The sequence below is a fragment of the Serratia sp. (in: enterobacteria) genome, assembly GCF_046715635.1.
Lineage (GTDB): Bacteria > Pseudomonadota > Gammaproteobacteria > Enterobacterales > Enterobacteriaceae > Chania.
Genome location: NZ_JBKJYW010000105.1, coordinates 1 through 12,849 on the forward strand (window position 1 = coordinate 1; position 12,849 = coordinate 12,849).

The following is a 12,849-nucleotide window of genomic DNA, read 5'->3' on the forward strand; positions in this document are numbered from 1 at the left end:
TACTCTTCGCTCAGGCGGTTAAAGCGCTGGACGCGGCCGTGTTGGTCAACGATGACAATGACGGAATTGGCCTCTGACACCACCTGTTCGGCAAATGACAGGCCGTGTACCAAATCACGCGCTACCGCCTCGGTATCGGTATAGGCAGAGGCGGTGCCTGCCCATTCAAACTTATTGACCCGGCGGCCAACCAAATGCAGGTGGATGGGTTGGCCGCTGAGCTGGATGGTCAGATCCAGGCTAGCGGTGACCCCGCTCAGACGGCGGATTTTTGCCGCCTGCATTTCGTCGAGGGTCACGGCAAGGTGCGTTTTGCCTTTGATTGCCGTCAACTCCAGGGCATTGCTGTCAAAAGCCAGATGCCAGTAAGGGCTGCTGGTGCCAAAGTGGGTGTTAAGAAGCATCGGGCCTTGCTCTGCGAACATGATCTTTCCTCAAAAAGGGACGGCCGGACCCTACGCTGCAGCCTGAAAGACGATGGGATCGCGTGAACGACGTCTGTATAGAGTGTAAAAGAGAACCGCGCAGTGTGCGAAAATCAGTTTTTGGCTTCGTTGAGTCAGGGTTGTGGCTAGGGATGCTAAATTAATCCCTAGCTGGAGGCGGGCAAAAGCCACACTAATAATTACGCTAGGGCAATGTAATCTTCCAAATAACAGACGCCTTCTCCATAATTTATTCATAATTGACGAATATTGCCATTTTTGATTTTAAAAAATTTACACTCCCTCGCATTACTATATATTCATGCGCATACTATTATTTCCGACGACGAGATAGTGAGCCTGTTAACGTACAGCGCTCCTGATGAAGAATAACTTTTAAGGAAATGATAATGCGTAAACTGACTGCTTTATTTGTCGCTTCAACGTTAGCTCTGGGTTCTGCTTCTGCCGCCTTCGCTGCCGACGCCACAACCGCCCCGGCAACCGCATCGGCCACAACCGCCGCTCCGGCGAAAATGATGCACCATAAAGGCCCAGGCAGAGAAGGCCCGTTTGCCGGCCTGAACCTGACCAAAGAGCAGCGCCAGCAGATGCGCGATATCATGAAAGAGTCGCATCAAAAACGCGGCCCGGGTGCTAAAGAAGAGCGCCAGGCACTGCACAGCATGGTCGCTTCTGAAAACTTCGACGAAGCCAAGGCAAAAGCCCAGATCGATGCGATCGCCAAAGCGCAATCCGAACACATGCTGGAACGCGCTAAAGCAGAAAATAAAATGTATAACCTGCTAACGCCAGAGCAGAAAAAACAATACAATGAGAATTATCAGAAACGCGAGCAGAAGATGATGGAGCATATGAAAAAAATGCGCGATCAACAGCCTGCTGCTGAATAATTAACATTGTTATCATCATAAAAGTGCCGGGTTAATTGCCCGGCTTTTTTTATTTTATTTTCTGAAAGGATTATTTAGCCGTTGCAGCAATAGCATTAAATTGTTCGATAATAACCGCGGCGAACAGGGGATCGTTGATATGGTACGGCACTTTGAGCAACCGGCGTTTTGCGGTCTGTATCAGCGTCCGTTCCAGAGAATGAATAAAAGCGTCCAGCGCTTGCGGATCCCAGAAGGGCTGGCCGGGCGCATCCAAGGTTGAAAAGCCACCCAGCGGTACCACAAAGCATACCTCCCCGGCACAGGCGTTCATCTTGCCGCCAATCCAGCGCCCCAGCTGGGTATTCTCCTGCGCCGTGGTGCGCATTAGCGTGACCTGGCTATTGTGGCAATAAAATTGACGATTGGCATAGCGGGCCGGAATGGTTTTCTGGTGACCAAAGTTGATCATATCCAGTCCTCCGCATGACATCACCCCAGGGATCTCCGTGCGGGCAATGGCCCCAAAGCGATCTTCGTTGCAGGCCAGCACGCCATCAAACAGATAGTCGCACACTTCGGTGGTGGTCAGATCCAATACGGCGTTGAGCAAGCGGCTGTCGATCAGCTTTTCCATGGCCTCGCCCCCGCTGCCGGTCGCGTGAAACACCAGGCAATCCCAGTCGTGCTCAATGGCGCTGGTCACGGCCTTGATACAAGGCGTAGTGACGCCAAACATGGTCAGGCCGGTGGCGGGTTTACTGTCGGCATCGTCATCGATATGAAAGCGGATGGCCCCGGCTATCTGGTTGGCCGCATTGCTCAATACCTTGCGCGAAATGCGGTTTAGCCCGGCGATATCGGTGACGGAATACAGCATGGCAATATCGCTGGAGCCGACATAGCCAGCGACATTTCCCGCAGCCATACTCGATACCATCAGTTTTGGCAGGCCGATGGGTAACTGTTGCATGGCGGGTGTGATGATCGCGGTGCCACCAGAGCCGCCCAAACCGAGCAGTGCAGCAACATCACGGCGTGAGAGTATGAAGCGCTCAAAAGCAATAGCCATCGCCGCCATCGCCTGCCCGCGATTAGGACAAAAAACGGCTTGTTCACCTTCCGGATGATAAGCCGCGATCTCCGGCGCAGAAACGTCGGTGTGATACAGAGAAGGCTTACCGGAGGTGGAAAGATCGAGAGTGATGACGGGTAAATCGAGATTGGCGATCAGATGACGGACATATTCCAGTTCTTGTCCTTTAGTATCTGCTGTGGTAGCAATATAGACAAAACCTGGGGTGCTGCTCATCATCTGTTCCTGGAAAAGGTTCAGACAAAGGTCTGAACAAATTGATTTCAATACTATTTATTATTGTAGGTTGGAAACCCTGGTGTCGGACAATAAGGTACTATCGTTTATTTATTGGCCATAATGAGACTGCCGTATCATTTTTGCAAGCATTAATTTGTTTAAAGTGAGACTTATATCCCGTTTTTGGCTATCTTAGCTGTGATTTTTACGCTGCCGATGGGCCCAGGATCTGTCGGTGAGGCTGTCTATCGTATTGATTCCAAGGTTGGAAGGTACGAGGAAGTTAGAGGAAAACGTGCCAATATCCGCATTTCCCGCTCCACGGGATGAATCTTTGACACAGACTCGGGCTAAAACCCGTAGCTTGCTGCTGGCCTGTGCGATGGAGCTCTACGATGGCGGTGTCTTTCCTTCGATTACTGAGCTAGCGGCGCATGCGCAGGTCTCCCGTGCCACCGCCTATCGCTATTTTCCCACCCAAAGTGCCCTGATCTCCGCCGTTGTGGCGAACAGCCTGGGGCCGATCCTTGAATGGCAGCCGCAGGATAACGATGCGCTCAAGCGTATTCATCAACTGTTGGCGTTTGCCTATCCGCAGATGGAACAGCATGAAGGTGCGCTGCGTGCAGCGTTACAGCTGTCGCTCCAGCAATGGGCCAACGCCACGCCGGGCGAAAAGTTTGTGCGTGGCAATCGCAAGCGGCTGTTGAAGCTGGCGGTGGAACCCTTGCAGAACAAACTCCCCGCTGAAGCCCTGCAACGCGTGATCCACGCCTTTTCGCTGATTTATGGTTCCGAAGTGTTCTTGGTGCTGAAGGACATTTGGGGTTTAGAGCTCGATGATATTCAGGATGTGACCCAGTGGATGGCCAAAGCCATCCTTCGCCAGGCCGAGGAAGATGCCAGCGCTGGGGAGTCATCCGCCGAGCGGGTCAATGATGCCAAATAAAAAACCGGAACCCTTGCGGGCCCCGGCTTAACGAGGGGTGAAGCAATTAACTCTGCGGTTAAACTTGCTCAGCTTACAACTACCCGTCGAGACTTTAATCAGGTGTTGCTGCCGGCTTATAATTTCCCTGGTGTCGTTATGGTTATTACTGGCGTAACGTTTTACTATCGTTTTTATAATTTATCACTTCTGATACCATGTTTGACCATAAAAGATGGCGTGTCAAGCAAGCTATTGGGCTAAGATTGTATAGTATGCGAGATTTCGATAACGTTTTTGTACGGATAGGTGTCAAAGCGACTGAAAAATCAGCGAAAAATATCGAAGGATAACATGTTAAACAATCATCAAAAATTCGATTCGCAGTCGATTGCAGGCAAGGTCAGGGAACTCTTTTTGCAACATGGGATCGGTAAGCGACAACATGCCAAGGAACTCAGCCGCATTCTGGATCTGAGTTTTTCCCATGCTCATCGCAAGCTGAAAGGCCAGAGCCCATGGACGCTGGAACAAATCAACAGCGTAGCACTCGCCTTGGGAGGAACGCCGGCGTCCATCGTCGATATTCTCCCAGAAAGTGAGCCTGTTGGGTGCATTGTGGCACAGAATGCCATCTTTTCGCTGGCCGGGGTGGCGTTACCTTGTGTGGCACACATTGGCAGTGAACTGGAGGGCGGCAAGCAGGCTGAGTTTGTTGGCTTGCTGCAGGACGGGCAGTGGGTCGTTTATCGGGCCACTGAAGCCCCGCAGGGCAAGCGTTTTGCTGTTGAACTGATCGAGATCCGCCCCGGCCATATCGAGGACGATCGCCTGAGCATTGCGGTATTGGACGATGCACATCAGGCGGCAGATGAACTGACCAAGTATCTCAATAGCCAAGGATTCAACGCCGTAGCTTTCTATGACGTCAGCAGTTTCTGCCAGGCGCTGGCCAAAAGCCCGTTTGATGGCTACGTGGTGGATTGGTTGATAGGCCATGAGACGGCGCAGAAATGCATCGAAACCATTCGCACTTCCGATCACGCGGATGCGCCGATCCTGGTGCTGACCGGCCAGTTGGGCACCGATTTGCGCGAGTCAGAGATTGCCAGAGCGATGCGTGATTATGACGTGCTCGGCCCGTATGAAAAGCCGGTGCGGCTCCATGTGATAGAAGCCGCACTGCAACGGTGCTTTAATCTGTAGCGACAAACAGCGACGTGAGCGAGGTGGATAGCGCCTCCATGCGTACCGGTTTCATCAGATAATCGTCAAACATGGCGCGTTGCTCGCTAGGCAGCAGCTCCGGCGTATAGGCGCTGATGCCGATAATGGGGATATTACGGTTCGGGCCACGCTGGTCACGCAGCTGTTGCGCCACTGCCACACCATCGATGCCGGGCATTTGCAGATCGAGCAGTAAGGCATCGTAAGGCCGCCGCAAAAGCTTTTGCAGCGCACGTTCCGATGAGTCACACAGTTCATGTTGATAGCCCAACTTGTCCAGCAGGGCGATAAAGGCCATGCCTGCGGCAGGATTGTCGTCTACCACCAGGATTTGCTGCTGTTTTTTCAACAGCGTCGTTGCCGGACGCGGGCTTTGCTCTGGTAACTGTTCTTCACTGATCTCAACGGGAATGCTGACGATAAAGGTGCTGCCTTCCCCCACTTCGCTGTACACCGTGATCGTGCCGTCGAGCAATTCGACCAGGCCGTGGACGATCGCCAATCCCATGCCAACCCCGCTGTACTGACGAGTGTTTGACTGATCGAGCTGGGTAAAGGGCTCAAAAATCTGTGGCAGCAGGGCATTGTCGATGCCGATGCCGGTATCCGTAACCTCGATGATCAATGAACTTCCCGCCGGTTGGCTACGCAGGCAGCTGTGCAGCGTGATGGTGCCGCTTTCGGTATATTTAAAGGCGTTGGTCAGCAGGTTAACCACGATTTGCCGTAGCCGCTGTGGGTCGGAATAGACTTGCGCATGGGTGAATTCCACTTCGCGCACCAGCTTGACCCCAGATTTATGGGTCAGCATGGCGATTTCATCCGTCGTTTCGTCGATCACCTGCTGGGCATTAAAGGGAACAATGCGCAGCTCCATCATGCCGCTGTCCAGGCGTGCATAATCGGTGAGATCCTTCATCTGGCTTTCTATCTGTTCGGCGGCGGTTTCCAGCCGGTGGAAGGTATCCTGGTGCTCATGGGATACGCGGGTATTGGTCAGCACATCGATGGCGGACATAATGCTTTGCAGCGAGGTGCGCAGCTCATGCCCGATGGCCCCGAGGAAGGCGTTTTTGGTGCTGATAGCCTTTTGCTCCGCACGGATGGCCTTCGACTGCTGGCTGATGGTTTGGCGCTGCTGACGAATGACAATCAGCGTGATGGCAATCAGCGCGATCACCGAGAACATGATGATCACCAGGCCATAAAAGATGATGTGTCTTTTCTCGATAAAATCTTCGTAGGCCCCGGTGCGCTGCTTCACTTCAGCGTGATCTGCCAGGTTGGCCATCATAATCGCGGAGGGTTTGATCTGTTGCATGGCCTGCGAAATCAGCCCCAGATCCACCTGACGACTGTTGACCAACTGGTCCAGCTGGGTTATCTCAAGGCGCATCTGTTCAACGAGCTCGGGATATCCAGGTTCGTGGTACAGCGGCAGGGTTGATTCTGACGGGCGGGCGAGCACCGAATAGCGAGAATAGAGAATATCGAACCGCAGCCTCAGGTTATCGATATCCACCTGGTTGGTGCTTTTTTGCTGTTCCACCAGGGTTTCAAATTCCGCCAGCTTGATGGCGAACTTGGCGATTGACCAAGAGTAGTTCTCCTGCGTACCGGCAACGGCATACAGCCCCTTTTTGGACAAGGTGGCACTGTAGTAATACAGCGTCACCGTCGAGGCGAGCAGGAATAAGGCGGCAAAAATGGCCGGAATAGCCAACCTGCCGCTGTCTTTAAGCCGGACTGACTTCATTTAATGACGATCCTGTTGATCTGCCAGATAAAGCGCGAGTTATACAGCGGAGAGTTGAGCTCCGCGCCCCCGGCATCGCGGGGATAGATCAGAAACAGCGGCCCGAAATCGCGCACCTTTAACATTTCCCCGCCCATTTTATAGGCCAGGATCATATTGTATTTAGCCACGTCCGAGATGGGCACATCAATATAATAATCGTTCAGCGCATAGAGCGTCATCATGGTGCCTTCGGCACCCACTTTAGCCAAAATATCTGCCAGCAATACGCCATCGAATTTTACTCTGGGCGTCCACGAAGTGGTGGTCGTGATGCTGTGTACTGGCATGGCAAACAGTTCTTTATCCGTAAAGACATAGGTTTTATTCTCGGCGTCGGTGGTGTTTTTAATCTTGCCGCCAACCTCCAGGGTAAAGCTGAGCGCGCTGGTTTGGGTAATGACCAAAGCCAGCAGGGCAAACGCGGTATTTCTCATGGCGGTCAACAGCATCGGTAGTTCTCCAGACCGGGGATCACGCCCACGGCAATTCGTTTAGCATCAGGGTAGTAAAGGCTAGTTCGACCCGCTCCAGGTCATGTTTTCTGGCGCTGGCCTGCACGTTGTTCAGCTCGGGGATGGCAAAATAGACAGGCTGACATAAAGGATAGTCTCGTACCCGCAGTTCGGGAGCGATTGAGGTAAAGAAGGCGGTCGTCGGGACATCGTAGCCAGCGGCAATATGCACCGCCGCGGTATCCGATGTCAGAACATAGCGGGCATGCTTCACCCAGGCCAGGAAATCAGCGGTAGCGGCGGAAAGCGCTTGAATATCCACATAATGCGGATGATCCACTGCGCCGAACCCCAGCACCGGGCAGGAAAATTTCTCCCACAGGGCATTCACCAATGGCACATGGGCACTGGCCGGAATGCTGCGTAACGGCGTACTGGCGGTGGGGCAAAACAGCACGTAGGGCTTATTCTGCCAGCGCTCAGGTAACGGCGGCAGACACAGTTTTTGCATCCAGCGGTTGGCTTTCGCCGCAGCAGGAATAGCGGCAGGCTCCACGCCCAGCGCCTGCAGGAAAAAATCAATCATCGGCAATGTGGTGAAGGCTGGCCAGAACAATTGATTACCGGCATCAATACACAGCTCTTGTTCAGGAATATGCTCCGCTTTCCACGGCAGCCAACGCAGATCCGCCACCACGCCCGCCGCCAGATGATAAAGCTGATCAACATAGTGGGGGGCGCGCCCTGGCCGGTAGATAATCGTGTGCAGGTTGGGATTAAACTCGCGTAGCGCTTCAAGCGCGGTCAGGCCAATAATGGAATCGCCCAGCGTTACGCCCATGCCATTTATAATGTGCACGACTGATTCGCTACAGAAATCCACGCTGAAAGGGGCCGCAGCGGCGTTGCGGATACCGCGGTAGCCCGCCAGGCTAAAATAATCACCGGAAAAACTCTCCTGCTGCTCAAGATCCCATGAGGCGACCATGACGCCGTCTGCTGTCAGCAAACTTCCCCGGTGATATAACACTTCATCCCTTGTTAACACTTCCATGATTTGTCCTGTCTACGAAGGTGCAGCTAAGGCTAGGAGTAATAGGCAAAAGAATGGCAGAAAACGTCGCGCTTTGCAGGTGAGAATAAGCGAAATAGCATTAAAAAGATTGGAGTTTAAGCCTTATCGCTAACCGCCTGTCTGAAAACGACCAGGGCGGAGATTTGCCTGCCTGTTAATTGGCTCCAAGCCCTGTTTTTTGACGGGCAAAAAATGAGCTTTGAATCAGCCAGTATTTGGCCTTGATGGGGGGAGCGCTGGCATTGTTTGATAGAGCGGTAAAGTAAACCAGGGGCCAGATAATGAAATCCAACTTTAAAAACGAAATACAGACGTTTGGGCGTTCCCTATTATTGCCTATTGCCGTGTTAGCCCCGGTGGGGATGTTAATGGGGATTTGTAGCGCGCTGGGCCAGGCGTATATGATCGATAAACTGCCGTTTCTGGGAAATACCTACTGCAAGGCGATCCTCTCTTCGGTGGGATTAATCAGCAGCGTGGTGTTCCAGAATATCCCATTGCTGTTCGCCATGGGGGTCGCTTATGGCATGTCGAAGAAGGAAAAGGGCATTGCGGTCTTCGCTTCGGTCATCGCCTATCTAACCTTACTGATTTCCATGCATGTGCATCTGAAAGTGATGGATCAATTGGTGACGGAGAATATGGCGATGGTCGGGCAGGGCATGGTGCTCGGCATTCATACGCTGAAAATAGAGGCATTGGGAGGGATCATTGCCGGTTTGCTTGCCGCCAAGGTGACAGACCGGTTCTATCGGCTGCAACTGCCGTTGGCCTTTGCCTTCTTCAGCGGGAAAAAATCGGTCGCCATCCTGTCGATTGCCTTCACCATTCCGGTCGGTCTGCTAATCCCGTTCGTGTGGGACGTGTTTACCTATGGGATGCGGAGCATCTCCACCGTGATGATGGCGCCGAATATCGGTGCCGGGATCTACATGACCCTGAACCGTTTGCTGATCCCGTTTGGCTTGCACCATGTCCTGAGTTCGACGGTGCGCTTTACCGAAGCGGGCGGCACCTATCTGATTGATGGGCAAACCTACGTCGGTATTCTGCCCGCCATGAACAAGATCCTGTTTGAACTGGGGCCCAACCATCCGGCATGGAATGAGTTCATGCCAACGCTGTCCAGCTACCTGGCTTCGTCGCAGATGCTGACCACGTTGTTCCGCGTTCCGGCTATCGGGTTGGCGATGTATCACATGGCCTATTTCAAAAACAAGAAATTCGCCAAAGGGATGATCCTGACCGTGGTGCTGACGGCGTTCCTCGGCAATATCACCGAGCCGCTTGAGTTCTCCTTCCTGTTTATTGCGCCGCAGCTCTTTGTTATCTATGCGATCTTGTGCGGCCTGCTAACCATTCCTCTGCAAATGTTGGACGTCTCGATTGGCTATATTCGCGGCACGATCTTTGACTTCGGCATCTTCGGGCTGATGTATGAAAACACCCACTGGCCGAACCTGCTGCTGCTGGGTGCGATTAACTTTGTGGTGTTCTATGGCGTGTTCCGCTACGCCATTGGCAAGTTTGATATCAAAACGCCAGGCCGTGAGAACGAGATGGCGGACAGTGCGCTGCTCAATAACAAAGAGTACGACAAGGTGGCGGAGCTGGTCGTAGAGGGGCTGGGCGGCAGGCAGAATATCAAGCGGGTAGAAAACTGTGTGTCGCGGCTGCGTATCGACCTTGGCGACCAGAAGCTGATGAACATGGAGTTGCTCAAAGAAGCGGGTTCATTAGGGACCTTTATTCCCTCCAGCAACCATATTCACGTCGTCTTCGGGCCGCACGTCGAGTTTGTCCGTAACGCGGTAGATGACCATCTTGCTGGCATTCAGCAACGTTAAGAGGAACACAGCATGCGCGCACTTTATGATTCCAAAAGTAAAACCATCGATCATCAGGGCATGAAAGATCTGTTCACCCACGAAGCCAGGGTGCAGTCATGGCTCGACGTGGAAGGTGCACTGGCGATGGCGCAGGCTAAGGTCGGTATGATCCCTGCTGCTGCGGCAGAAAATATCGCCGCCAACTGCCAGTTGGAGCGGATCGATCTGGCGGAGATTGACCGTTTGATGCGCCAGATTGGCCACGGGTTTGTACCTGTCATCAAGGTGTTGGTCAAAGCTTGTGATGCAGAAAGCGGCAAGTACGTGCATTACGGTGTGACGACCCAAAACATTCAGCAAACGGCCCATCTGCTGATCGTGCAGAAATTCCACCGCCATCTGATGAAGTTTGTCGATGACACGTTGGTCAATCTGGCCCGCCTGGCGAAGGCACACAAAAATACCCTGATGGCGGGGCGTACCCATGGCAAACATGCCTTGCCCATCACCTATGGCTATAAGGTTTCCGTGTGGATTTATGAGTTGCTGGCGGCGGTGGAACGCATGCAAGAGGCAGAAAAGCGCGTTTTCACCGTAATGATGGGCGGTGCGGTGGGGGCCTTTCACGCCACGGGGGAAGCGGGCAGAACGGTGCAGGATCTGGTCGCCGAACAGCTCGGAATGCATTCAATGCTGGTGCCTTCACGCAATGCCAGAGTGTTCCGCGCTGAGTACATCAGCAACCTGTGTTTGCTGGCGACCACCCTGCATAAAATCGCTGAAGAGGTCTATCAGACATCCAGCGAGGAGTTTGGCGAAGTCTCCGAAGCATTCACCAAAGGCACCGTGGGCAGCAGCACCATGCCGCAGAAGGTCAATCCCAAGCTGGCAAAGGGCATCATTGCTAACGCCCAGAAGCTGTATTCGGTGATGACGGCGGTGCTCTACGTCTGCCCAAGGCCGTTTGAGGCGGACAGCTCGGCCTACTTTATCTTTGATGCCAGCCTGCAGGAGAGCATTGAGCTGATGGCCGAGATTATCCTGCGTGCCGAGGAGCTGACACGTACGCTGGTGATAAACCCAGAGCGGATGCATGAAAACGTGATGCTGACGCACGGGCTGATCAACAGCGAGAAAATCATGATGAAGCTGGTGGATAAGCTAGGTAAGGATCCGGCCCATGAGCTGGTGTACAACATGGCGATGCGCAGCACCCATGAACACCTCGAATACGGTGAGATACTAAGCCAGGATCCGATCATGGCCGAAAACTTCACGGCGCAGGAGATTGCGGAGCTGCTGGATCCCGGTGCTTATACCGGCCTTTGCGCCGTATTGGCCGATGAACTGGCGGACCGGGTCTTGGAGAGAGGCCATGGATGACCAGCGCTCCGGGGTTATCAAATCCAACCGGATCGTGTTCCCCGACGGTATCAAGGCCGGTTATCTATTGGTGCAGCAAGGGCAAATCAGCGGGTTTGTCAGCCACTTTTCCGGTAGCTGCATCGACCATAGCGATCGCATCGTCATGCCCGGGTTTGTCGATATTCATGTGCATGGTTGGGGGCGGGGTTCGTTCGGCTACAAGGGCAATAAGGCGTCACTGAAGTGGATGAGCCACGATTTGGTCAAGGCTGGTGTCACTTCTTACCTGCCCACCTCCGGCACGATGCCGAATGATTTCCTTGAGACGTCGTTAATGGAGGCTGCCGACTATATTGCCACGGCAACGCCAGCGAACGGGGCTGAAGCCATCGGCATCCATATGGAAGGCCCCTACATCAGCGAAAAACACCTCGGCATGCAGCGAGCCGACTGCCTGCAACGGCCAAGCATTGAGGGATTCGAACGCTTTAGCCAGTTGGCAGGGCAGAACATCCGCCTGATGACGCTAGCGCCAGAGCTGGAAGGGGCGTTGGATTTGATTCGCCATCTGCGGGCGCAGGGGATCACCGCGTCGGCAGGGCATACCGATGCCACCTTTGCTGAGGTTACGGCAGCGATAGAGGCGGGATTAAATCACTTCACCCACGCTTATATCGGGATGCGTGGCTTCCATCACCGTGAGCTCGGGGTGGTCGGTGCGCTGATGTACTATCAGGATACCTACGCGGAGGTTGCGAAACAGAGTGGCATCACCATCAAACCGGAGGCATTTGATCTGCTTTATCGCCTGAAACGCGATCGGCGCATGGTGCTGATGAGTGACTGTATGGGCTATGTCGATTTCCCGGAAGGCTATGAGTTTCACCATTACCTGCGCAAAGAGACCTTCCGTATCAAACAGGGGCAGTTAGAAATTACCTCAGACGGTGGCGATACGCGGCACGTTTGCCCCTGTGACTATGGTGCGGTGCAGCAACTGGAGATGAACTTTCTCGATTCGGTGAAGAATATCGTCGATCGTCTGGATAATGGCCTGGTGTCCGTCGCCAGCATCGCTTGCGAGAATCCGGCGTTTCTGGCGGGCGCGCAGAGTCGGAAAGGGTCACTGTGCCCGGGGAAAGATGCCGATATTCTGGTGCTGAATGAAGGGTTGGAGCTGGTGGAGGTCTACTGCCGGGGCGTTCGTCAGACACTGTAACCTTACCTAATGCACGGCCAACAGTTGGTTGGCCGTGGTGGCCTCCAATCCCTCCTGGCTAAAACTCTTAGTGGTACAACCTCAAAAAATTTCAGCGACTTGATTGATGAAGGCCGTCACATAATCTAATTATTTGAGGGACTGTAAAAAAATATGTTGATATTTATCAATATGCGTCAGTTCAAAAAGTGAGCACACTGCGGGTGCTCGTTTGAAATGGTATACAAATCAATAAAAAAGGTGTGGCCAACTTGGCACAAAGAAATATCTCTGTGAGCATTATTGAAAGGAATATCAACATGAATTTGATTTCAAAGGTATTT

At 53.1% G+C, this 12,849-nt stretch carries 10 protein-coding genes and 1 pseudogene; 6 read left to right on the forward strand and 5 right to left on the reverse strand.

The genetic code is table 11. The features are described 5' to 3' along the window. A pseudogene (locus ACLQ7H_RS05125) lies at positions 1–425 on the reverse strand (cyclic di-GMP phosphodiesterase); the annotation flags it as partial. Between the two features lie 410 nt (positions 426–835). Between ACLQ7H_RS05125 and spy the strand changes: the two are divergent. Then, positions 836–1,339, forward strand: a complete 504-nt coding sequence (gene spy / locus ACLQ7H_RS05130) for an ATP-independent periplasmic protein-refolding chaperone Spy (protein WP_411751742.1) — start codon at positions 836–838, stop codon at positions 1,337–1,339. Between the two features lie 70 nt (positions 1,340–1,409). Here the strand turns inward: spy and ACLQ7H_RS05135 are convergent, their stop codons facing one another. Further along, positions 1,410–2,630: a Tm-1-like ATP-binding domain-containing protein gene (locus ACLQ7H_RS05135; RefSeq protein WP_411751749.1), complete on the reverse strand. Its 1,221-nt coding sequence runs from the start codon at positions 2,628–2,630 to the stop codon at positions 1,410–1,412. Positions 2,631–3,015: 385 nt separating this feature from the next. Here ACLQ7H_RS05135 and ACLQ7H_RS05140 point away from each other — a divergent pair, with 385 nt between their 5' ends. Together ACLQ7H_RS05140 and ACLQ7H_RS05145 are read left to right on the forward strand one after the other, a co-directional pair. Beyond that, on the forward strand, positions 3,016–3,582 hold the full coding sequence (locus ACLQ7H_RS05140; RefSeq protein WP_411751750.1) for a TetR/AcrR family transcriptional regulator: 567 nt from the start codon (positions 3,016–3,018) through the stop codon (positions 3,580–3,582). A 333-nt stretch (positions 3,583–3,915) separates the two neighbouring features. Next, the gene (locus ACLQ7H_RS05145; protein ID WP_411751743.1) at positions 3,916–4,767 is read left to right on the forward strand and encodes a helix-turn-helix domain-containing protein; all 852 of its coding nucleotides are present in this window, start codon (positions 3,916–3,918) and stop codon (positions 4,765–4,767) included. On the opposite strand, the gene ACLQ7H_RS05150 is transcribed toward ACLQ7H_RS05145, so the two are convergent. The 3 genes from ACLQ7H_RS05150 to ACLQ7H_RS05160 are packed head-to-tail and all read right to left on the reverse strand — an operon-like array spanning position 4,757 to position 8,092. After that, positions 4,757–6,544 carry a hybrid sensor histidine kinase/response regulator gene (locus ACLQ7H_RS05150; RefSeq protein WP_411751744.1) on the reverse strand — a complete coding sequence of 596 codons (1,788 nt, stop codon included), beginning with the start codon at positions 6,542–6,544 and terminating at the stop codon, positions 4,757–4,759. The two genes, ACLQ7H_RS05145 and ACLQ7H_RS05150, sit on opposite strands and share 11 nt — an antisense overlap. After that, positions 6,541–7,035, reverse strand: coding sequence for a molybdopterin-dependent oxidoreductase (locus tag ACLQ7H_RS05155; RefSeq protein ID WP_166733636.1), 495 nt, complete (start codon positions 7,033–7,035; stop codon positions 6,541–6,543). Before ACLQ7H_RS05155 ends, ACLQ7H_RS05150 begins: the two co-directional genes overlap by 4 nt. A gap of 22 nt (positions 7,036–7,057) precedes the next feature. Continuing rightward, complete coding sequence (locus tag ACLQ7H_RS05160) at positions 7,058–8,092, reverse strand: glycosyltransferase family 9 protein (protein WP_411751745.1); 1,035 nt, start codon at positions 8,090–8,092, stop codon at positions 7,058–7,060. 302 nt (positions 8,093–8,394) lie between these two features. On the opposite strand from ACLQ7H_RS05160, the gene ACLQ7H_RS05165 reads away from it, so the two are divergent. From ACLQ7H_RS05165 to ACLQ7H_RS05175, 3 genes are read left to right on the forward strand one after another with little or no spacing between them, the layout of a single operon-like run. Further along, positions 8,395–9,960, forward strand: coding sequence for a PTS transporter subunit EIIC (locus ACLQ7H_RS05165; RefSeq protein WP_411751746.1), 1,566 nt, complete (start codon positions 8,395–8,397; stop codon positions 9,958–9,960). Between the two features lie 12 nt (positions 9,961–9,972). Beyond that, positions 9,973–11,325, forward strand: a complete 1,353-nt coding sequence (locus ACLQ7H_RS05170; protein WP_411751747.1) for an adenylosuccinate lyase family protein — start codon at positions 9,973–9,975, stop codon at positions 11,323–11,325. Then, complete coding sequence (locus tag ACLQ7H_RS05175; protein ID WP_411751748.1) at positions 11,318–12,526, forward strand: N-acetylglucosamine-6-phosphate deacetylase; 1,209 nt, start codon at positions 11,318–11,320, stop codon at positions 12,524–12,526. Before ACLQ7H_RS05170 ends, ACLQ7H_RS05175 begins: the two co-directional genes overlap by 8 nt. The last annotated feature ends 323 nt before the right edge of the window (positions 12,527–12,849 follow it).

Coding starts and splice junctions, on each gene's coding strand:
- ACLQ7H_RS05155 (WP_166733636.1), bottom strand. CDS start 7,035: ATGCTGTTGACCGCCATGAGAAATACCGCGTTTGCCCTGCTGGCTTTG.
- ACLQ7H_RS05150 (WP_411751744.1), bottom strand. CDS start 6,544: ATGAAGTCAGTCCGGCTTAAAGACAGCGGCAGGTTGGCTATTCCGGCC.
- ACLQ7H_RS05170 (WP_411751747.1), top strand. CDS start 9,973: ATGCGCGCACTTTATGATTCCAAAAGTAAAACCATCGATCATCAGGGC.
- ACLQ7H_RS05175 (WP_411751748.1), top strand. CDS start 11,318: ATGGATGACCAGCGCTCCGGGGTTATCAAATCCAACCGGATCGTGTTC.
- ACLQ7H_RS05160 (WP_411751745.1), bottom strand. CDS start 8,092: ATGGAAGTGTTAACAAGGGATGAAGTGTTATATCACCGGGGAAGTTTG.
- ACLQ7H_RS05140 (WP_411751750.1), top strand. CDS start 3,016: ATGGAGCTCTACGATGGCGGTGTCTTTCCTTCGATTACTGAGCTAGCG.
- ACLQ7H_RS05135 (WP_411751749.1), bottom strand. CDS start 2,630: ATGAGCAGCACCCCAGGTTTTGTCTATATTGCTACCACAGCAGATACT.
- ACLQ7H_RS05165 (WP_411751746.1), top strand. CDS start 8,395: ATGAAATCCAACTTTAAAAACGAAATACAGACGTTTGGGCGTTCCCTA.
- spy (WP_411751742.1), top strand. CDS start 836: ATGCGTAAACTGACTGCTTTATTTGTCGCTTCAACGTTAGCTCTGGGT.
- ACLQ7H_RS05145 (WP_411751743.1), top strand. CDS start 3,916: ATGTTAAACAATCATCAAAAATTCGATTCGCAGTCGATTGCAGGCAAG.